17 protein-coding genes are annotated in these 20,863 nt (G+C 73.5%); 6 read left to right on the forward strand and 11 right to left on the reverse strand.

From position 1 onward, the window contains the following. Positions 1-56: 56 nt before the first annotated feature. From mshA to asnB, 5 genes are all read right to left on the reverse strand, one after another. A complete protein-coding gene (mshA, locus tag ACFQ79_RS19220) occupies positions 57-1,361 on the reverse strand; it encodes a D-inositol-3-phosphate glycosyltransferase (RefSeq protein ID WP_383584957.1) in 1,305 nt (434 codons plus the stop codon). Between the two features lie 188 nt (positions 1,362-1,549). Further along, the gene (locus ACFQ79_RS19225; RefSeq protein WP_383584920.1) at positions 1,550-3,115 is read right to left on the reverse strand and encodes a class I tRNA ligase family protein; all 1,566 of its coding nucleotides are present in this window, start codon (positions 3,113-3,115) and stop codon (positions 1,550-1,552) included. A gap of 106 nt (positions 3,116-3,221) precedes the next feature. Beyond that, on the reverse strand, positions 3,222-3,968 hold the full coding sequence (locus ACFQ79_RS19230; protein ID WP_383584922.1) for an SDR family oxidoreductase: 747 nt from the start codon (positions 3,966-3,968) through the stop codon (positions 3,222-3,224). A gap of 102 nt (positions 3,969-4,070) precedes the next feature. After that, positions 4,071-5,033, reverse strand: a complete 963-nt coding sequence (locus ACFQ79_RS19235) for a hypothetical protein (protein ID WP_383584924.1) — start codon at positions 5,031-5,033, stop codon at positions 4,071-4,073. A 361-nt stretch (positions 5,034-5,394) separates the two neighbouring features. Continuing rightward, positions 5,395-7,212, reverse strand: a complete 1,818-nt coding sequence (asnB, locus tag ACFQ79_RS19240) for an asparagine synthase (glutamine-hydrolyzing) (protein ID WP_383584926.1) — start codon at positions 7,210-7,212, stop codon at positions 5,395-5,397. A 149-nt stretch (positions 7,213-7,361) separates the two neighbouring features. Between asnB and ACFQ79_RS19245 the strand changes: the two genes are divergently transcribed. The 3 genes from ACFQ79_RS19245 to ACFQ79_RS19255 all read left to right on the forward strand — a co-directional run bounded on the left by ACFQ79_RS19245 (position 7,362) and on the right by ACFQ79_RS19255 (position 9,774). Then, on the forward strand, positions 7,362-8,105 hold the full coding sequence (locus ACFQ79_RS19245; RefSeq protein ID WP_383584928.1) for a PIG-L deacetylase family protein: 744 nt from the start codon (positions 7,362-7,364) through the stop codon (positions 8,103-8,105). A gap of 123 nt (positions 8,106-8,228) precedes the next feature. Beyond that, complete coding sequence (locus tag ACFQ79_RS19250) at positions 8,229-9,278, forward strand: hypothetical protein (RefSeq protein WP_383584930.1); 1,050 nt, start codon at positions 8,229-8,231, stop codon at positions 9,276-9,278. Between the two features lie 157 nt (positions 9,279-9,435). Then, positions 9,436-9,774, forward strand: a complete 339-nt coding sequence (locus ACFQ79_RS19255; RefSeq protein ID WP_383584932.1) for a hypothetical protein — start codon at positions 9,436-9,438, stop codon at positions 9,772-9,774. A gap of 175 nt (positions 9,775-9,949) precedes the next feature. Here the strand turns inward: ACFQ79_RS19255 and ACFQ79_RS19260 are convergent, their stop codons facing one another. The 4 genes from ACFQ79_RS19260 to ACFQ79_RS19275 form a co-directional block, all read right to left on the reverse strand. Beyond that, a complete protein-coding gene (locus ACFQ79_RS19260) occupies positions 9,950-10,579 on the reverse strand; it encodes a LysE family transporter (RefSeq protein WP_383584934.1) in 630 nt (209 codons plus the stop codon). Then, positions 10,576-10,911: a DUF2087 domain-containing protein gene (locus ACFQ79_RS19265; protein ID WP_383584936.1), complete on the reverse strand. Its 336-nt coding sequence runs from the start codon at positions 10,909-10,911 to the stop codon at positions 10,576-10,578. The genes ACFQ79_RS19260 and ACFQ79_RS19265 overlap by 4 nt, the downstream gene beginning before the upstream one ends. 181 nt (positions 10,912-11,092) lie before the next feature. Further along, entirely contained in the window at positions 11,093-11,371 is a 279-nt protein-coding gene (locus ACFQ79_RS19270) for an antibiotic biosynthesis monooxygenase (protein ID WP_383584939.1), read from the reverse strand. A 154-nt stretch (positions 11,372-11,525) separates the two neighbouring features. After that, positions 11,526-13,094, reverse strand: coding sequence for a carboxylesterase/lipase family protein (locus ACFQ79_RS19275; protein WP_383584941.1), 1,569 nt, complete (start codon positions 13,092-13,094; stop codon positions 11,526-11,528). Between the two features lie 197 nt (positions 13,095-13,291). On the opposite strand from ACFQ79_RS19275, the gene ACFQ79_RS19280 reads away from it, so the two are divergent. After that, a complete protein-coding gene (locus tag ACFQ79_RS19280) occupies positions 13,292-14,530 on the forward strand; it encodes an NAD(P)/FAD-dependent oxidoreductase (RefSeq protein ID WP_383584943.1) in 1,239 nt (412 codons plus the stop codon). 26 nt (positions 14,531-14,556) lie between these two features. Then, a complete protein-coding gene (locus tag ACFQ79_RS19285) occupies positions 14,557-15,498 on the forward strand; it encodes a sigma-70 family RNA polymerase sigma factor (protein ID WP_383584945.1) in 942 nt (313 codons plus the stop codon). Between the two features lie 22 nt (positions 15,499-15,520). Here the strand turns inward: ACFQ79_RS19285 and ACFQ79_RS19290 are convergent, their stop codons facing one another. After that, positions 15,521-16,063 carry a GNAT family N-acetyltransferase gene (locus tag ACFQ79_RS19290; RefSeq protein ID WP_383584947.1) on the reverse strand — a complete coding sequence of 181 codons (543 nt, stop codon included), beginning with the start codon at positions 16,061-16,063 and terminating at the stop codon, positions 15,521-15,523. A 98-nt stretch (positions 16,064-16,161) separates the two neighbouring features. On the opposite strand from ACFQ79_RS19290, the gene ACFQ79_RS19295 reads away from it, so the two are divergent. Further along, the gene (locus ACFQ79_RS19295; protein WP_383584949.1) at positions 16,162-16,908 is read left to right on the forward strand and encodes a dienelactone hydrolase family protein; all 747 of its coding nucleotides are present in this window, start codon (positions 16,162-16,164) and stop codon (positions 16,906-16,908) included. Between the two features lie 13 nt (positions 16,909-16,921). On the opposite strand, the gene ACFQ79_RS19300 is transcribed toward ACFQ79_RS19295, so the two are convergent. Then, positions 16,922-20,623 carry an amino acid adenylation domain-containing protein gene (locus ACFQ79_RS19300; RefSeq protein ID WP_383584951.1) on the reverse strand — a complete coding sequence of 1,234 codons (3,702 nt, stop codon included), beginning with the start codon at positions 20,621-20,623 and terminating at the stop codon, positions 16,922-16,924. Positions 20,624-20,863 lie beyond the last annotated feature (240 nt).

A 20,863-nucleotide genomic window follows, 5' to 3' on the forward strand; every position in this document is an offset into this window, starting at 1 on the left:
TCCCCCATCGGCAGCACACAATTTTTTGGGACCAACAAAATCTTAGGTTTTATTTGTCATCCGCCATACTCGTACCCCCCGGGGCGCTGGGGCGGGGGGGCGGGGGGGGCCCCCCCCCCCGCCCCCACCACCCGCTCCCCGCCCGGGAACACCGGCCGGCGCGCCTCCGCCAGCGCCTCCCGGTACACCTCGACGGTGCGCGCGGCCGACGCCCGCCAGCTCATCCCGTGCGCGTGCCGCACCGCCGCCTCCCCCATCGTCCCCACCACCTCCGGGTGCGCCGCGAGCCGGCCCAGCCGGCGCGCGTACTCCGCCGGGTCGTGACCCCGCACGAGCAGCCCCGTCACCCCGTCCCACACCGCCGTCGGCAGCCCGCCGACCGCCGCAGCGAGCACCGGAGTCCCACAGGCCTGCGCCTCCAGGGCCACCAGACCGAACGACTCGCTCCGCGAGGGCACCACGAGGACGTCCGCCGCCCGGTACCAGTCCGCGAGCCGCGCCTGCGGTACGGGCGGGCAGGACCGCAGCACGTCCGTCACCCCGAGATCCTCGGCGAGCTGCCACGCCGACCCCTCGCGGGTCGCGCCCGAATGCCCGCCGACCACCGGCACCAGGAGCCGGCGGCGCAGGTCCGGGGACTCCCGCAGCAGCTCGGCGACCGCCCGGACGAGCACGTCCGGCCCCTTCAACGGCTGTATGCGGCCCGCGTACAACGGCACGAACGCGTCGGCCGGCAGCCCGAGCCTGACCCGCGCGGCAGCCCGGCCGTCCCCCGGGTGGAAGGTCCGCAGATCGACCCCCGGACGCACCACTTCGGTCCGCTCCCCCGCCGCCCCGTACAGCGACCGCAACGCCTCGGCCTCGTCCGCCGTGTTCGCGATCAGCCGGTCGGCGGCGCCCACCACCTGGCGCTCGCCCCGGACCCGCAGCTCCGGCTCGGGGGTGTCGCCGGCGGCCAGCGAGGCGTTCTTCACCCGGGCCAGGGTGTGGGCGGTGTGCACCAGCGGGATCCGCCAGCCCATCGAGGCGATCCGGCCCGCCTGCCCGGAGAGCCAGTAGTGCGAGTGGACGAGGTCGTACCGCCGCTCCTCCTTGAGCAGGGCCAGCGAGAACGGCACCACCAGATCCGGCATGGCCTCCTTGGGCAGCGCCCGGCGCGGCCCCGCGTGCAGATGCCGCACCCGCACCCCGGGGGAGAGTTCGACGGACGGGGGCAGATCCTCGCTCGTGCGGCGGGTGAACAGATCGACCTCCGCGCCCTGTTCGGCCAGGGCGCGGGAGAGCTCGACCATGTAGACGTTCATGCCGCCGGCGTCCCCCGTCCCGGGCTGGTGGAGCGGGGAGGTGTGGACGCTGAGCATGGCGACGCGCAGGGACACGAAAGGCTCCTGAGGGGAGGGAGGCCACGTGCCCCTGCGCGTCGCTCGCGCGCGCACGGTCACGCGGCAGGGTGGGGGATCGGACACGGCGGTACGGGATTGCCGAGGTGCCGAGGGTGCTGGATTACTGGCCTACTTAGTTGCTTAGTAGTAGGGGGTCGGAGGGAGGGTCAGAATCCGAAGACCGGACCCGACGGGGGCGCCAGCCGGGTCCCCGGGAGGGGCGCCGTCAGGGCGTGCCAGTCGACCGGGCGGCCCGGCGCCGTCTGAAGCGCCGCCGCCAGCCGGTCCGCACCCTCCGGCATCACCGGCCGCGACCACGCCGACAGGGCCGAAGCCACCGCCAACTGGGCCGCGAGCGCGGGGAGATGACGGCACGAGGTACTGGGCCGGCAGCGTTCGTGGGCGTTGACGTGACCGAAGTCGGCGGCCGAGCGGACCATCTCGTCCAGGACGGCGACCGCCCGGCGAGGGTCGAAGGCATCGGGGCCGTACGCCTCACGCAGGTCGTCGACGCCCCGGTGCAGCCGCCGCTCCAGGACCTCCCAGCCGGTGCCCCCGGGCAGCGCCTGCGGAGCGAGCCCGCCGCACTCCTCCCGTACGGCGGCGAAGAGCCGGGACAGCCAGCTGTTCCAGTTCTCGTCCAGCTCACGGCGGGCGGTGGCGAGCCGCTCCCGGTGGAAGACGGTGCGGCGGCCCAGCGGGCGGGCCTGGAGGACATGACGGCGCAGGGTGTCGGAGCCGTACTCGGTGAGCAGGTCGAGCGCCCAGACGTTGCCCTCCTGGACGCCCTCCTCGATGACGTACGACTCGTTGACGTTGAAGTCCTGCGGCAGCTTGACGTCCTGCGCGAGGAGCAGCACCGGCAGCAGCACGGCATGGCAGAAGGCGTGCCCGAAGCCGCAGAAGTGGATCGCGCGGCGGGGCAGCGGGCCCTTCACGTCGTAGCCGAAGAGATGCATCGCGGCGGCCTCGAAGCAGCCGTCGATCCGGTGGTCGGGGAAGCCCTCGACGGGCACCTGGAGACCCCACTCGGCGGGGTGGCCGACCGCGATGTCCGGCAGTCCGTCCTCGACGAGCGACTCGCACAGCGCGGCGAGCCGCGGCGGCAGCCCGGCCGTCGCCCAGTAGTCGGCGAGCGTCTCCCGGAACGGCTCCAGGGGTACGTAGAGCCGGCGGCAGCGGCGGGCCACCGCCGGGGTGTCGCAGAGCGCGCAGCGGGCGCCGATGAGGTCGCCGCCGTCGTTCGGCCGCGCGCACTCGTGACACATCCCGCCGTCGCTGACCGCGCCGCAGTGCGGGCAGGTGCCGGTGGCGTGCGCCCCGTACAGCCAGCGGTCGCACGGCTCGCAGTACGGCAGGAGGCGGGTGCGCGGGGCGATGACACCCTGCGCGAAGAGCCGCCCGAAGAGGTCCTGCACCCAGCGCCCGTATCCCTTGTCGCGGCGCGGACGCACGATGCGGTCGAACTCCACGCCCGAGCGCAGCCAGTCCGCGGTGATCGCGGCCCGGTAGCCCTCCGCGACCTCCTCGGGCTTGCGGTTGTGGCGCAGCGCCCGGACCTCGACGGAGCTGGCGTGGTCGGAGGTACCGGTGGTGAACCGGACGGCCTCGCCCTCGGCGCGCAGATAGCGGGTGAGGACGTCGGCGGCGACGTACGGCCCGGCGAGATGGCCGATGTGGAGTTCGCCGTGGGTGGCGGGAGGGGTCGCGGTGATCCAGACAGGGGTGCTCATGGGACCTCCTTGACGCTGTGGTGCGGTGGGCTTCAGCGGTCGCGTACGGCGGAGCGCTGTCGGCGCAGGGCGGTTCAGCGGGCTCGGGCTCGAAGGGGTGGCGGGATCAGCGGGGCTCGAAGTGGAAGGAGCGGATGAAGCAGTCCCGGGGCTGCTCGACCGCGTAGACGATGCATTCGAAGAGCGCCTGCGTCGTCAGCTTCTCGTCGGGTGCCATTCCGTCCGGATTCGAGCCGTCCCATTCCGCGAAACGCGGGTCGGAGGTCGAGAAGTCCGGCGGGAAGAGGGAGAACACACGGACGCCGGAGGGGCGCAGGCGGCGCGAGAGGATGTCGGCGAACCCGGCCTGGGCGCTCTTCGCCGCCCAGAACGCCTCGTGGGCGGCGCCGGCGGCCGCGGCGGATGCGCCCTCGGCGTCGCGGACGGCGACCATGTTGACGATGTCGGGCCGCAGCGAGCCGCGCAGCAGGGGCAGGAAGTGCTTCACCATGAGGACGGTGCCGCCGGCCGTCGACTCGATCGTCTCCACGATCTCGGCGTCGCTGGCCGCCTCCAGGTCCATGCCGTCGAGCCAGCGGGCGCCGTTGTTGACCAACAGGTCGACCCGGTCGGTGCGTTCGCCGACGCGTGCGGCGAACTCCCGTATCTCGGCGGGCCTGCTGAGGTCGCAGCCGAAGGCGTGGATACGGTCACGGGCCGAGCCCATGACCTCGGTACGGGTGCGTTCGGCGGCCTCGACGGTCCGGGCCGACACATAGACCTCGGCGCCGAGATGCGCGAATCCGACGGCGAGCGCGCGACCGAAATAGCGGGACGCTCCGGTCACGACGACACGCAGATTCTCGAATTTCATGTGCGTCTGCTCTCCCCACGGAACGGATACCGATACCGATTGCCGGTCCATTTCAGCGTGGCAGAGAAAGCGGACTCCGGGCCTGGTGAGAGGGGTGCGCGTTCACGCCGTTGCGTGGACACGCCACGGCAGCACGAGCCTTTCCAGCAGCTCGGCCCGCTTGTGGTGGACACGGACGCGGTCCGGTCCGGTGGAGACGGTGACGGTACCGCCGGGGGTACGGACCTCGCCCTCCACCGGCGGCACGACGGTCCCTTCGAGCGCACCGGCGGCGGCGAGGGCGGCGGCGCCGGTGAGCGCGAGCCGGGGGTGCCAGCCGCCGACCGTGAGCGCCCGGACGGCGATCCCGCCGGAGCCGGCGGTGAAGGCGGCGATCTTCGGGAGCGCGGAGCGGGGCGGATGCCCGAGGAGCCGGGCGGCGTGGGCGCGAAGCCCCTCGAGCCGCTCCCGGAGGTTCTCCCCGGGAAGGTGCCGGGCGTCGACGAAGACGTACGGATTGCCGTAGCGGACCAGGGAGACGGGGGTGCCGTCGAGGAGGTCGACCGGGCGGCCGGTGGGGAGGGTCCCGGGGGCGGTGGGGGCGCGGAGGAAGCTGAGCGTGTACGCGCCCTGCTGCGGCTCGTGCTCGCACAGGACGGTGTCGCCGGTGGTCACGGCGCGGACGGTGACGGGGCCGGGGCGGCCGTCGGCGACGACACAGGCGAGGAGCGAATGGCCGCATCCCGCGCGGAAGTCGAAACCGCCGGCGGGGAGGGCCTGGACGAAACGGTAGTCGAGCCGGGCGGGGTGCGCGGCGGCCCCGTAGGGCCCGCAGGGCCCGTACAGGGCGATCTTGCCGATCCCGGCGTAGGGCGTGCCGGCGAGGGCCCGACGCAGCCACGCGAGCTCCCCGCCGAGGGCGAGGGCGCCGCGGGGGAGGTGGTCGAGACGGAGGACGAGGGTGGGACCGGGGGCGTCGTGGGCGCGGACGAGAGCGGCGGCGACCGTCGCGGGCGCGGGCTTGGTGGGGGCGGCGCCTGCCCCGCCCGTCGCGGGCCCGTGCTCGGCGGGGGCGCCCCCCGCCACCCCCGTTGTGGGCGCGCCGCCGGGGGCGCCACCTGCCACCCCAGTTGTGGGCGCGTGCTCAGTGGGGACGCCCCCCGCCACCCTAGTTGTGGGCATTCGTTCCGCTGGGGCGGGACGGGTGGGCACAACGGACGGCGCCCTTGCGGGTGCCTCCGCTCCTTGTGCCTGGACCCGCACCGGGAGCGCGCCGCCTTCGGGGTGCGGGTCGGTTACGGGGGCGGAGGCGCCGCCAAGGGCGCCGTCCCGTGTGCCCACCCGTCCCGCCCCAGCGGGACGATTGCCCACACGGGCGGGGCGAAGGCCCACGGGGGGCGGCGCGGGGGTGGGCCCCGCGGGCTCGGCGGGGGTGGGGCCCGGGGGGTCAGGCCGCACAGCCGGTGGGGATTCGCATGCCCTGGACCACCTCCGTCCACAGTTCGTGGACCGCCAGCGCCCAGAGCGCCTGGGCGTCCGGCTGCGACGGCCGTTCCTGGTGGCGGGTCAGAAGTCTCCGTACCCGGTCCGCGCGGACCTTCCCGCCCAGGACCAGACGCGCCGGGGACAGCAGTTCCCGGACCGTGTCCAGGAGCGGGCTGCCCGGTGCGAGCATCGCCGACAGCGGCAGGGTGAAGGGCTGCTTGGGGCGGCGCAGGACCGCCGAGGGCAGCAGCTCCGCCCCCGCCTCGTACAGCGCCCGCTTCCCCGTGCGTGCCGCCGTCGGCAGGCCGCGGGCGTGCGTCACCACCGCCGGCTGGCAGAACGGCATCCGCGCCTCGACCGCCCACGCCATCGACAGATGGTCCACGCGCCGCAGGTGGTACGCGGGCAGCCGCCAGCGCGTCTCGAAGGCCGTCATCGCGGTGAGCCGGTCCTCGCCGACCGCCTCGGCCGAGCGCAGCTCCTGCTCGATGCGGTCGGCGGCCGACCCCTGATCGGCGATGTGGGCACGGTACTCGGCGGTGTAGAGGTGTTCCCGGAGCAGCCGCGGCGCCGCCGAGAGCGCGTCGGTGTACGTCCCCGCCCAGTCCGCGCCCGCCGGCGCCGCGAGCGCCGCCCGCATCCGGTCGTACCCGCCGAAGAGTTCGTCGGCGCCGTCGCCGGTGAGCGCGACGGTGAAGCCGCTCTCGCGGACGGCGCGGAACAGCGCGTACGTGGAGAGGGTGATGGGGTCGGCGTTGGGCTGGCCGAGGTGGCGGACGGTCCGGGTGAGGAGGGAGCCGATCTCGTCGGGGTCGACGGCGACCTCGTGGTGCACGGTCCGGGTTCGGCGGGCGACGGAACGGGCGTACGCCGCCTCGGAGTCGGGCCATCGCCCCCGGTAGGCGAGGTGGAAGGTGTGCAGCGGCGGGGCGTCGGTCTCGCGGGCGTGTTCGGCGGCGAGCGCGGTGACGAGCCCCGAGTCGAGGCCGCCGCTGGTGATGGCACAGACGGGCACCTCGGCCTCGGCGAGCCGCCGTACCTCGTGCCGCAGGACGTCCTGGGTGTCGCCGACGGGCGTGGTCCGGTGCGGCCCCCGGCGGCGCACGACGGGCGCGGCGCCGGGCCGGACGAGGGCGGTGGCCCCGGGCGGAAGGACGCTGACGCCGTCGAGCGCGGTGTGCGTGGAGAAGGACGTACGGGTGGCGAGGACCGTGTCGAGGGAGTCTTCGCGCGGGGAGATCCGTACGCCTTCGAAGGCGAGGAGTGCGGGGATCTCGGAGGCGAACCGGGTGGTGCCGTCGTACGGGTCGTGGTGGAGGTGGATCGGCTTCATGCCCATGTCGTCGACGGCGAGGACGAGTCGGGTGCTGCCGGGGCGCAGGTCGAGGATCGCGACGGCGAACATGCCGTCGAGGTGCTCGGCGAACGCGGGCCCGTACTCGGCGTAGAGCGCGGGCAGCAGGGTGCCGTCGCAGCGGTCGGGGAACCGGTGGCCGCGGGCGGCGAGGGTGCGGCGCAGCTCGGCGTGGTTGTAGATCTCGCCGTTGAGGACGGCGAGGACGCCGGGGAGGTGCGGCAGCCGGTAGGGCTGCTGTCCGCCGCAGGGGTCGGTGACGGCGAGCCGGTCGCAGCCGAGGGACCAGCCGGGTCCGGTGAGCACGGCGTGCTCGTCGGGTCCGCCGTGGCGCTGGCGGGCCGACACGGCGGCGAGTTGCGCCGGGTCGGGGCGGTCGGCGTGGGCCGCCGCTCCGGCGGCGAAGGAGCCGAGAATCCTGCACACAGCGGTCACCCTCCAAGCACATCACTCACTCACCCGAACAACTCAATGATTTGAATCTACCAAGCTTTTGAATGGCGCGTAAGTGCCATGTCCTGTTCACGCCACGGCTTGGCCTTGCGACGCCCCCGCCGCCCCAACAGGCTGACCCCATGAGGGACATGGAGGACTCCGACCGCACCGCCCGCACCGCACCCGAATCGCTGCTCGTCGTGGCCGCACACCCCGACGACATCGAGTTCTGCGTCAGCGGCACCGTCATGCAGTGGATCGAGCGCGGCACCCGCGTCACGTACTGCATCGTCACGGACGGCGGCGCCGGCGGTTACGACGACAGGCTCCCCCGCCAGGCCATGGCGGATCTGCGCCGCGCCGAACAGGTCCACTCCGCCAAGCTCAGCGGCGTCGCGGACGTCCGCTTCCTCGGCTACCCCGACAGCTTCGTGGAGGCCTCCGTGGAACTCCGCCGCGACCTGTGCCGGGTGATACGGGAGGTGCGGCCGCAGCGCGCGATCATCCCCTCCCCCGAGATCAACTGGGCGCGGGTCGCCGACCTCCACCCCGACCACCGCGCCGTCGGCGACGCCTGCCTCCGTGCCGTCTACCCCGAGGCCCGCAACCCCTTCGCCCACGCCTCCCTGCTGAAGGAGGAGGGCCTGGAGCCGTGGACCGTCCACGAACTGTGGCTGATGACGGGCCCCACCCCGAACCAGTACGTGGACGTCACCCCGGTCTTCGACCGCAAGGTCGAGGCACTGCGCATCCACACCTCCCAGACGGCGCACTTCGACGACCTCGCGGGCCTCCTGCGCACCTGGCTCGGCGAACACGCGACGGCGGGCGGACTGCCGGCGGGGCGGATGGCGGAGGCCTTCCAGATCGTGCACATCGACTGAGCGCGGGCCGAATCGGGGCGGGCGCGGTCCGACCCCGGTCGGCCTTGTGACCTTCGGGGGCGCGTGAGACCGTGACGCTCAACGTGGCGCCCAACATGGCGCAATCCGGGGGGAGTTCACACGATGGCAGACAAGCGCTCGGAACAGATGAAGGGGCAGATGGAGACGTACCGCCTGCCCTGGGTCGAGGCGGACGAGGACCTCTGCCGTGACGCCGCCAAGAACCTGCGCACCTTCCAGGGGAATCTCCCCGACGACCGCGCGGACGCCACGAAGGCCATCCAGCGCCTCGTCTCCCACGGGCGGGGCGAGGCCACGAAGGCCCTCAGGGAGCACTGGGAGGACTTCGCGAAGAAGTTCGACGTGGTGGCCGCGGCGGCGGGCGCGATCGCCGACGGGCTCAGCGGCTCCGGCGACATCGTCGGCGACTCGAAGGACGCGGTCATCGACATCGTCGAGGACTTCCAGCGGCGACTCAACAGGCTCTCCGAGGGCGACATGCCCGGGACCGTCGACCACTCGGCCGAGGAGGAGGCGGAGGCCGCCGCCACCAGGGCGCGGCTGGAGCCCGAGATCACCACGACCCGGACCCGGAGCGACGCCCGGCTGACCCTCGTGCGGAACGACCCCGACGTCTCGTCCCTCAAGCGGATCGCCGGACTCCCGGAGGGCACGGGAAACGGGGACGGCGGCCGAGCGGTCGGCGGAGCGGCACCGGTCATCACAGGCGGAGGAGTCGGGAGCGCGGCACCGGGCGCGGAGGACGGCGCCGGTGCCGGCGGGGGCGGCCGCGCGATCGGCGGCGACGCCATGCAGTCGGCGTCCGTCGCCGGCCACAACCTGTCCCACAGCCTGTCCCCCAGCTTCTGGATCGAGCACGACGAGCACAAGCGCGCCATCGCCTCCCTCGACAAGGTGGCCACCCACCTGAGCGAGAAGACGTCGACGGAACTCGGCCGGGCCGTACTCGACGTGACGGAGTTCGGCGCGAGCGGCGCACTCGGCTCCTCGATCGCCGCGGGCTACAGCCTCCTCGTCGATGATCTCGTCCTCGCCACCCGCGCCCTCGGCAACCACCTGACCGGTCCCCTCCCCGACGCCATCCGCGCCGCATCCGAGGACCAGAAGCGCACCGACGACGAGGCCAGGGACCGCTTCGGGTGGATGAGGTAGGCCCGGAGGCGGGCGCGGGCGGGCGGACCGGGTCTCCTCGCCGTGGTGCGCTTCGGGACCCCGGAGGGCCTGGAGTTCCTGCCGGCCTGCGCGGGTTAGGGCCACGCGTCCGCGCATCGGCCGCGCACACTCCCCGGAACGACCCTACGATCGAGGCATGGCCTCTCGCCGCGGTTCGTCGCTGTCGCTCTGGTCGCGGGACTCGTTCCTGTCCGTCGCCTCGGTCGGATCGACGCTCTCGATCGGCTCGGTCGGATCGTTCCTCTCCGTCGGCTCCGTCGGCTCCGCGATGTCGGCCGGCTCCGTCGGCTCCTGGGCGAGCGTCGGCTCGCTGCTCTCGGCCCAGTCGTGCTGGTCGGTGCTCTCCTGGCGCTCGCGCCGGGGCGTGCTCGCGGCGGGCGCGGCCCTCGCCGTCACGGCCGCGGTCGCGGGAGCGATGGCGGCGTCGGCCCCGGCCCCGGCCTCGCTCAGGCCGTCGCGTCGATCTCGTCCTTGAGCGCGGTCAGCGGTCCCTGCACGGGTCCGTCACCGGCCAGGCCATCTCCAGGCGGTTGTCCGTGCATTCCGGCACGTCCTGTACGGACATCCCCTCCACCGGCTCCTCCGGCTGCGCGCCCGGTTCCCAGAACGGCAGGCACGCCTCGCGGACCGGCCCGTGCACGTGCGCCCGCTCAGGAGCGCGCCACGAGCCGTACCGCCAGGACGACGATCAGCGTGCTCGACGCGAGCACCGTGGTCAGCCGGCCCCGGGCCCCCGTCAGGGTCCGGCCGAGCAGCGTCCCGCCCAGCGCGAGGAGCAGCTGCCAGCTCGCCGAGGCGACCAGCGCCGCAAGGACGAAGGCCGTCCGGTCGGGGAGGGTCGCGGGCGCCGAGGGGCCCGTCGCGAGGATGAGCGCGGCGAAGTAGATCACCGTCATCGGGTTGAGGATCGTGATCCCCAGGAAGGTGAGATAGGCGCGCCCCGGGCCGAGGGCCGTCCCGTCGTCGCGGGAGGCGAGCCCGCCCGTCCGGTACGTGGAGAGGGCCACGTACGCCGCCCGTACCGCGAGCACCACCAGCACCACGGCCGAGGCCCACCGCAGCGGGGTCATCACGGGCGTCAGCAGCGGAACGAGCGCCGATCCGCCCGCCACCGCGAGCACGGCGTACACGCCGTCCGCCGTGGCGACCCCGAGCGCCGCGCCCACGCCCGTACGCCAGCCGGCACGGGCCGTCACGGCCACCAGATACGCCCCGACCGCGCCGACGGGGATCGCGATGCCGTAGCCGGCGAGCAGGCCGGCCACCACGGCGGCGGTCACGCGACGGCGGGGATCGCGCCTCCGGGGGAGCCGGGCCGCTGCTGTCGGCGGTACGCCGAGCCGTCCTTGGTCCGGGCGAGGAAGCCGCCGATCACGAGATAGCGCCGCAGGGCGGAGAAGTCCTCGTGGACGGTGAGCAGGGCCTCGTTGACCTCGGGCTCGCGGTAGTCCCGGTCAGGGGCGAAGAGGCTCTCGGTGAGGTGCGCGAGGAGGGCCTCACGGCGGGCCGGCCTGCGCGGGATCGCCTTGAGGCGCCCGTCGGCGGAGAACAGGTCCGCGACCGGGCGGGCAGGACGGCCCGCGTCGGCAGGGCGGGAGGGATGACTGGTCATGGCGGAGAAGCCTGACGGCCACAGGCCCGCCCCGCAAAGGGTTTTCGGCCCTGCCGTGCCCTCCCGGGCGGTCCTCCCGTGCCCTCCCGGGCGGTCCTCCCGTGCCCTCCCGGGCGGTCCTCCCGTGCCCTCCCGGGCGGCCCTCCCGTGGCCCCCAGGTGTCCTCCCGCGCCCCTCCCGGTCACTTCACGATGACGTTCACGGCCTCCTGCACCGTGGGCAGGATCGTACGGACGCCGGCCCCTTCGAAGATCGGCCGGGCCCTCTCCGCGAAGGCGAGGAAGGCGTCCTCGGATTCCCAGAAGTCCACCACCCGCCATCCCCCGCTCCCGTCGGGCCCGGCGGCGTGCGCGAGGAACCCCTCCGCCGGGAACCAGTCGGTGGCCTCCAGGAGCCGGATGGTCTCCTCGTACTGCTCCTGTGTGCCGCCGGGGATCTCGACGGTGACGATGACAGCCATGCCGCTGCTCCTGTACGTGGGGGACTCGGGCCCGGGTGCGGGAGATCCCGACCAGCACACCAGCGGACCGGACCCCCCGCACGGCAGCGCACCCCGAACGAGCGACGGCGCCGGCCGGGACCGTCAGCAGGCGGGCCCGCCTAAGCGGTTCTCGTCACGGACGCAGGACGGGGAAGCCGACCCCGGCCCACGCGGCACGGCGGGAGGCCCTCCGACCGCCCGCCGCATCGCCGTCGGCGGCCCATGTCCTGGCCTGTGACGCGGAGTTCTCGCCGAGCGGCCGGCCGGGGTCTCCGTCGAGCGACGCCCGGCCGTGGTTCCCGTCGAGCGACGGCCAGCCGGGGTTCCCGTCGGCGGCGAAGTCGGCCCAGGCGCGCACCATGCGGCGCGACAGACCGTGGTCGGCGGGGGTGGGCGTGCCGCCGAGGAGGAAGGCCACGGCCTCGTCGTCCAGGGTGCCGAAGGCGAAGGGGACGTCCGCGCAGTGCCAGGCGCGCACGGTCCCGTCGGGTCCGGTGCGCCGACGGTCGAAGCGCGAGAGGAACGCCCGGCCGCCCGCCCGGGCGTGCGTCTCGGCGAGCCGGTTGCTGTACTCGCCGAACAGCAGGTCGCCGAAGACGGTGAGGTAGAGATCGGACACGGGGGCGTCGGGCAGTGCGGCGCGACAGTCCGGGACGAGATCGTCCGGGAGGCCGAAGTCCCTCGCGAAGAGGGCCAGTTGTTCGTCGGTGGTGACCTTCGCGCAGCTGCCGACGGCGTCGAGCAGCCAGTACTCCTCGGTGGTGTGGCAGACGAGCAGGTCCACGCCCCGGGCCGCGCCGGCGGCCATCCCTTCGAGGGGGTCGACGGGGAGGACGTCGCCGTCGAGGACCGGGGCGTAGAGCGAGGGGTCGTAGTGGCGGGAGCCGGAGGCGGGGTCCCGGCGGTAGGCCTCGACCACCTGGTCGGCGGCGGCGACCAGGGCCTGCGGAGTCATGGAGGTCAGGCCCTCGGGCGTGGCGGGGCAGCCCGCGGCCGCGGCGATCTCACGGGTGGTCGCCGCGGCGATCTCCCGCGTGTAGCAGGGGCTGGCGGGGCTGTGGGCGATCGCACGGCGGAACAGTCCACGGGCTCGGTCCATCACCATCAGACAGGCGACGGACGCGGCACCGGAGGACTGGCCGGCGATCGTGACGTTGCCGGGGTCGCCGCCGAAGGCCGCGATGTTCTCCCGCACCCACCGCAGCGCCTCGACCTGGTCGAGCAGCCCCCGGTTGTCCGGGTGGCCGACCGCCGCGCCGCCGGGCACGTGACCGAAGCCCTCGAAGCCGATGCGGTGGTTGAAGGTGACCACGACGAGACCGGCGCGGGCGAGGACGGTGCCGTCGAAGTCGGGCTGGGCCGAGGAGCCGAAGGTGTACGCGCCGCCGTGGATCCAGACCAGGACGGGGAGCCGGCCGCCACCGGAGGCAGAGGCGGAGGCCGGGGTCCAGACGTTGAGGGTGAGGATGTCCTCGTCGCCGGGGGACCAGACGGGCGCCCCCGGAAGCTCCGCCGACTGCGGCGCGATCGGGCCGAACTCCGTGCAGTCCCGCACTCCGGTCCACGCGGGTGCCGGGAGTGGCGCGCGGAACCGGCCGTCGCCGAAGGGCGGGGCGGCGTACGGGATTCCGAGCGCGGCGACGACGTCGGCGGCGGCCCGAAAGCCCTGGGCCAGACCGTTGTCCGTCCTGAAGATGTCCATGGGGGGAGCCTCGCACCGCGTACCGGGCGAGGGCCAACACCAAGATCGCGGCGATTGACGCACCCTCGATGTCAATCCGCCGTCGTACAGTCCCGCGGAGGCCGGACGCCGGCGTGACCGGCGTCACATCCCGCTCCTGTCAGGAATCGAAGCTCCGTCTCGTTCAAGGGGCGCCCGAACGAGACAGGAGCATCGTCATGAAGCACCGCATCGTCGTACTCGGCGCCGGATACGCGGGGGCCTACGCCGCCGGGACCCTGGCGCGCCGGCTCTCCCCCGCCGACACCGAGATCACCGTCGTCAACGCCGCCCCCGACTTCGTCGAGCGGATGCGGCTCCACCAGCTCGCGAGCGGCCAGGACCTCGCGGTCCGCAAGCTCACCGACGTCTTCGCGGGCACCGGGGTGCGGCTGCGTCTGGGCCGGGTCACCGGCATCGACCCGGAGCGCAGGACCGTCACCGTGACACCGGCGGCCGCCGCGACCGGCGAGGACGGCGCCTTCCGCGCACCCGACACCCGCACCGACGAGCTCGCGTACGACACCCTCCTCTACGCCCTCGGCAGCACCGCGGCCCACCACGGTGTCCCCGGCGCTGCCGAGCACGCCTTCGACGTGGCCGGGCGGCCCTCCGCGCTGCGTCTGCGCGAGCGCCTCGCCGCCCTCGGCGCGGGCGGCACCGTACTGGTCGTCGGCGAGGGGCTGACCGGCATCGAGACCGCCACCGAACTCGCCGAGTCCCGGCCCGACCTCACGGTCGCCCTCGCCGCCCGCGGCGAGCTGGGCTCCTGGCTCTCCCCGAGGGCCCGCCGGCACCTGCGCGCGGCCTTCGACCGGCTCGGCATCACCGTCCACGAGCACACCGACGTCGAGGCCGTCGAGCCGACCCGGGCGATCACCGCCGGCGGTACGCCCCTCCCGGCGGACGTGATCGTGTGGACGGCCGGGTTCGCCGCGCACCCCCTCGCGGCCGCCGCCGGCCTGGAGGTCGCGGAGACCGGCCGGATCCTCGTCGACCGCACCATGCGCTCGGTCTCGCACCCGGACGTCTACGCCGCCGGCGACTCCGCCCACGCGATCGGCGACAACGGCCTCCCGCTGCCGATGTCCTGCGCCTCGGCCGGCTTCACCACCCTGCAGGCGACCGGCGCGATCATCGCGCGCCTGACGGGCGGCGAGGTCCCGACCACCGGACTGAAGTACTACGGCAACCACATCAGCCTCGGACGGCGGGACGCCATCTTCCAGATGGTGGGCGAGGACGTCCGGTCGAAGACCTGGTACCTGGGCGGCCGGACCGCCGCGCGGCTCAAGGCCGGTGTGCTGGCGGGCGCCGGATGGAACATCGCCCACCCGACCTCCGGCCTGCCGAAGCGCAGGCGCCGCCTGACCACCGCGCGGACGCCCGCCGGGACCGGCGTGAAGGTCGCCTCCTAGGCGGTGTGCTGCCTAGGGTGATCCGCATGGACAGCGCAGACGTCGATCGGTTCGAGGCCGGCCGTGGCCGGCTGGCCTCGCTCGCGTACCGCCTGCTCGGCTCGGCCGTCGACGCGGAGGACGCCGTGCAGGACACGTTCCTGCGCTGGCAGGCCGCGGACCGCGAACGGATCGACGTCCCGGAGGCGTGGCTGACCAAGGTCCTCACCAACCTCTGCCTCGACCGGCTCCGTTCGGCGCACGCGCGCCACGAGCGCACGGCCGGCGCCTGGCTGCCCGAACCGCTCCTCGAAGGCGACCCGATGCTCGGCCCCGCCGACACCTTCGAGCAGCGCGAATCGGTCTCGCTGGCCGTACTGACCCTCCTGGAACGCCTCTCGCCCGTCGAGCGGGCCGTGTACGTCCTGCGCGAGGCCTTCTCGTACGGCCACGCCGAGATCGCCGGGATCCTCGACATCACCGAGTCCGCCGGCCAGCAGCACCTCCACCGGGCCCGGACACGGATCGCAGCCGAGCGCCGCCGCGGCGGCGTCCCGGCCGACCCCGCGTCCGCGCGCCGGGTCGTCGAGGAGTTCCTGGCCGCCGCCGTGTCGGGGCGCACCGAACGGCTGGTGGCGCTGCTCACCGCCGAAGTGACGGCGGTCTCGGACGGCGCCGGGCTGGCCAGGCGGCTGCTGCGGGTCACGACGCGGGAGCGGGTCGCCGCCTTCGCGCGGGCCGGTTTCCGGCCCACGGCGGCGAAGCGGCGACTGGCCGGCGGCACGCCCTCGTTCCACATCGAGGTGGTCAACGGCACCCCGGCCGTGCTCGCCGTGGTCGACGGCCGGGTCGTGGGCGCGGTGGCGTTCGCGGTCGACGACGGCAAGGTCACGTCCCTGCACGGCATCGCGACCGCGGACCGGCTCACGCGGCTCAACGAGGCCTGGCGGAAGCACGATCCGGGGGCGCCGGTCATCGAGGCGTGGTGAACCGGCCGGAGGCGGGCGGCCCCTAGGCGCCCGCGTTCTCCTTCCACTCCTGGAGGAGGAGCCCGAGGATGACCTCGTCCAGGAACTCGCCCATCACCCAGGCCGAGGAGCGCAGCACGCCCTCGCGGACGAAGCCGTTGCTCTCGGCGGAGCGGAGCATCGCGGTGTTGTCCGCCAGGGTCTCGATCTGCAGCCGCTGGAGGCTGCGCACGACGAAGCCGTAGTGGCACAGCGTCGCGACGACGTCGGTGCCGTAGCCCTTGCCGCGGGCCGACGGCAGCAGGCCGAGACCGATGTGCGCGGACCGGCTGTGGGTGTCGATGCCCCACAGGTTCGCGGTACCGATCAGGGTGCCGCCCTCCAACTCGACCACGGAGAAGGGCACATGCCCCTCCGCCTGGTCGTCCACGACAAGCCGCCGGTCCTTCGATCCGGGCGTGACCGGCCGCCAGGGCGCGGCTTCGGCCCGCGAGGCGTTGACCACGTCGTCGTAGAGCTCGGTTCGCAGGACCGGAATGTCTTCCTCGTGCCGGGCCCTGAGCCCGACCTTTCTACCCCTCAGCATGCTAGCTTCCTATCCGACCCGGCTCGCCCACGGCAACCCGATTAAGGCTGCCACGGGCGCCCGCCCCCTTGCCGATCAGGGCTGTTACGGTCGTTCCCATGGCCACCACGACACTGCGGATACCCACCCCCGACGGCCAGGCCGACGCCTTCGCCGCCTTCCCCGACGACGGGCGGCGGCACCCGGGCGTGCTCCTCTACATGGACGTGTTCGGTCCTCGGCCGCGGCTGGAGGACATGGCGCGGGAGCTCGCCGGGCACGGGTACTTCGTGCTCGTGCCCCACATCTACTACCGGGAGGGGCACGCGCCCCTCATCGAGCTTCCCGAGTTCATCGGGGAGGAGGAGCGGCCCGCGCTCTTCGAGCAGCTCATGCCGTTCTACCTCGCGCACACCACGGAGCGCGTCCTGACCGACGCCGACGCCTATCTCGCGTTCCTCGCCGACCGGCCCGAGGTCTCCGAAGGGCCCGTCGGCGTCGTCGGGTACTGCCTGGGCGGCGTCCTGGCGATGCGTACCGCCGCCGCCCGTCCCGACCGGGTCGCCGCCGTCGCCGGTTTCCACCCCGGCGCCCTGATCACGGACGCGGCCGACAGCCCGCACCTCCTCGCCCCGAAGGTCACCGCCGAGGCGCACTTCGGGATCGCCGAGAGCGACATGACGCCCGAGGAGTTCGGCCGGCTCAACGAGGTGCTGGAGGCGGCCGGAGTCCGCCACGGCAACGAGATCTACCCCGGCACCGTGCACGGCTTCACCATGGCCGACACGAGCGCCTTCAGCCCGGAGGGCACACGGCACCACTGGGACCGCCTGCTGTCCCTCCTCGCCCGCACCCTCACGAGCTGACGACTCGGCGGCCCTACTGCCCCAGCCGGTACCTGATCTTCTTGACCAGTTCCTTCAGGTCCGGCTGTCGCAGCAGGCTGTAGTGGTCCGCGTCCAGCTCCACCACCGTCGGCGGGCGGGCCGACCAGCCCTCCGTGGTCTCCAGGAACGAGTAGTCGTCGCCCGCCGCCTTGAAGAGCGTGACCGGGCACGACACCTGGCGCTCCGCGAGCTCCCGGAAGGTGTACGTGAACTCGAACGTCTCCTCCACGATCGCCACGATCCGGCCGATCAGCTCCGGGTCCAGGGCCGGGAAGTCGGCCGCCACCCGCTTCACGAAGCCCTCCCGGTCGTCCGCCCGCACCGTCGGGTCGATCGTGCCCGCGAACACCGAGTACAGGATCGCCACGAACGCCGGGTTCCCGTAGTCCGCTCCCCCCGTCTCCGACGAGCGGACCTTCGGCGAACCCGGCGCGATCAGGAACAGGTTCTCCACCTGCTCCCCCGCCGCCTCCAGGAGGTGCGCCGCCTCGAAGGCGACCCTCGCACCGAACGAGTAGCCCCACAGCGTGTACGGGCCCGCCGGCCGGCGGCGCCGTATCGCCCCCACGTCCGCCGCCGCCATCTCGCGGATCGTCGCGTACGGCTCCTCGCCCCGGTTGATGCCGTACGCCTGCACCCCGTAGAACGGGCGGTCGATGTCGATCTCCTCCGCCAGGTGCCGCAGGTTCATCGTGTAGCCGCCGAGCCCCGGCCAGCAGTAGACCGGCGGCCGCGCTCCCGCCGCGTGGAGCCGGACGAGCCGTGAGGCGGGGGTCGCGGCCGCGCCGTCCAGGCCGTGGGCGAGCTTCTCGATCGTCGGGCGGTCGAAGAGGACCTGCAGCGGCAGCCGGGCGTCGAACGCGCGGTTGATCCTCGTCACCAGCGCCACGGCGATGAGGGAGTTGCCGCCCGACTCGAAGAAGTCGTCCAGGACCGAGACCGCCTCGACGTCCTCGTACTTCAGCGCCGACGCCCAGATCTCCGCGAGACGGCCCTCCGTACGGGTGCGCGGCCGGACGTGGGGGCGGCCGTGCAGACCGGCGTTGACCACGGCCAGGGCGGCCAGCGCCTTCGTGTCCACCTTTCCGTTCGCCGACAGCGGCAGCCGGTCCAGGACGACCACCCGGTTCGGGATCATGTAGTCCGGCAGGTGGTGGACGAGGTCGTCGCGGATCATCTCCGCCGGGCCCTTCATGTGGACGGTGTCCTCGTGCATGCCCTCGCTCAGCCGCTGCTCCTCGGCGACCCGGCCGCCCACGAAGAAGTACGAGGGGCCGGTCGGGCGGCCCGCCGCCGTCAGGATCTCGTCCGCCCGGCGGGCCGCGGGGAGCGGGTGTCCGGACTTCGAGCTGTAGCCGGCGGACATGAACCCGAGCCCGTGGTGACCGAGTTGGAGCCGCTGGAGGGCCCGGCCCAGGTCGACGTACGCGCGGCCGGAGTGAGGGGTCCGGCTGATCACCGTGATGCCGAGTCGGGCTCTCGCGTACACCGCCTGGTTGATCGCGATCACATGTCTCTTCTCGATCAGCGCGGTGGAGATCTGCCGTAAGTCCTCGTTCTCGTAGACGTACTGGGCCTCGGGGAGGCCGGTCACCCCGTCTCCGTGCGCCTGGACGTAGACGTCGGTCTCCGCGGGCGTACGCGACTCCTCGTCGTACGGGACCACCTCCCAGGTGCCGCCCTCGCGCGGCCTGACGTCCAGGCCGTGGCCCGGCAGGATCTCCTCGAACAGGCCCACCATGTGGCCCGTCTCGATCTCCAGGACCTCCTGGATGTTGTTCCTGTAGACCGGTTCGATCGCCGCGCGGGTGCCCCGGAAGTCCAGCCTGAGGACGGGGTCGCTCCCGCTCCCGGGCGTTCCCGCGTCCGTCAGGTACAGCTGGTGGCGGACCGGGTGGTAGTAGTACGTGCCCGGCTCAAGGCCCGCGATGCCGCGCAGCGCCACGTACAGCCGGGTCGCGTACAGCGCGCCCGGTGACGCGTAGCCGTACTTCGGGAGCAGCCGCTCCTCGCTCGTGAACTGGCCGAACCAGCGCAGGATCTCGCCCAGGTCCGCCGCCGTCAGACTGCCGACCGCCCGCGAACCGATGCCCTCCGGGCGGCGGGCCAGCGCCGCCAGGACGTCCGCGCGGGTGACCTCACCGCCCTCGTAGAAGCGGTACGTCTTGCGGGCGAAGACCGCACGGCGCATCCGTTCCGTGGGGGTGCCGCCGGGGAGCACGACGGTGGGGCGGCCCGCCAGATCGGTGTCGGGGCGGGTGCCTGCGTTCGACAGCTGCGCCTTGACCTGGAGCTTCGACTCCTTGGACTGGTGGTGGGCACCGTGGTTGCCCTGGTCCATCAGGGCGGCTTCCTTCGGCGACAGCTCGACGCAGGCGACCAGGTTCTGGAAACCCGTGCGCGGCTCGTCCTTGACGATGACCGCCGCGTTCTTCACCCAGTCGTGGTTCTCGATCGCCAGCGCGATCTCGTCCAGCTCGACGCGGAAGCCGCGGAGCTTGATCTGGTTGTCGGCGCGGCCGGCGAACTGGACGGTGCCGTCCTCGTTCCAGTGGGCCAGATCACCGGTGCGGTAGAGGCGCTCGCCGCTGTCCGTGGTGAGGAAGCGCTCCGCCGTCAGCTCGGGACGGTCCAGGTACCCCCGCGCGACCTGGACCCCGCCGATGCACAGCTCGCCATCGCGTATGTGGAAGGTCGTGTCGTACGCCGGTCTGCCGATCGGTATCGCGGTCGGGGCGTCCGGACCGGTGACGGCGGCACGGTCGACCGTGTGCGAGGAGGCGTTGATCGTGCACTCGGTGGGGCCGTAGAGGTTGACCAGCTCGGCGGCCGGCAGCTCGGCGAGGAGCTGCGCCGCGAGGTTGCGGGAGAGGATCTCGCCGCCCGAGTACACGCGGCGCAGGGTCGTGCAGGCGGCGAGACGCTCGGTGTCCACGAGGGCCTGGAGGAGGGTGGGGACGCCCTGGAGCATCGTCGCGCCATGGGTGCGGACGGTGTCGATCAGGGCCTCGGGGTCGCGGTGGACGCCCGGCGGGCCCACGGCGACACGGGCGCCGACGGCCGGGGCGAGGATCTCCCACTGGGCCGCGTCGAAGCTCATCGGGGTCTTCTGCAGGACGACCGCGCCCGGGGCGAGCCGGTGTTCCGCCGCCATCCAGCGCATCTGGGCCGCGATCGAGCGGTGCTCGACCATCACGCCCTTCGGCCGGCCCGTGGAGCCCGAGGTGTAGATGACGTACGCGAGGTCCGTCTCCCGGATGTCGTACGGCTCCGGCGCCTCACCCGCGGTGCGCCAGGCGTGCTGGACGGCGTCGCCGAGGGTGACGACGGTCGTGCCCGGCGGGGCGAGGTCGGTGACGCGGGCGCGGAGGTGCTCCTGGGTGACGACGATGCGGGCGGAGCTGTCCTCGATCATGTAGCGGACGCGTTCTTCGGGGTACTCGGGGGAGAGCGGGACGTAGGCGGCGCCGGAGCAGACGGTGCCCCAGGTCGCCGTGACCAGTTCGAGCGACGGGTCGGTGTGGATGCCGACCCGGGTGTCCGCGGTCGCTCCCAGGGAGCGGAGGTACTGGGCCAGGACCAGAGCGCCCTCGGAGAGCTCCCGGAAGGTGAGGGTCTCGTGCTGGTGGGCCACGGCGGTGGCGTCGGGGCGGTGCAGGGTCTCGGCGTAGAGAAGCCGGTCGAGCGTACGCATGACGATCCCTTCTGTGTACGACCCCGCGCCCCGCGTTGCGGGCAGCGCCCGCGCCCGCCGCCCCGCCCGTTGTGGGCATCTGTTCCGCTGGGGCGGAACGGGTGGGCACAACGGAACGGCGCCCCTTGCCGGGCCTAGGCTCCCTGCGCCTGAACCCGCACCCCAGGTGCGGTGCACAGTCGGGTGCGGGCTCAGGCACAAGGGGCGGAGGCGCCGCCAGAGGGCGCCGTCCCGTGTGCC

Origin of the sequence: Streptomyces sp. NPDC056480, from assembly GCF_042795405.1 — a bacterium.
In the GTDB taxonomy this organism is placed as follows: Bacteria; Actinomycetota; Actinomycetes; order Streptomycetales; family Streptomycetaceae; genus Streptomyces.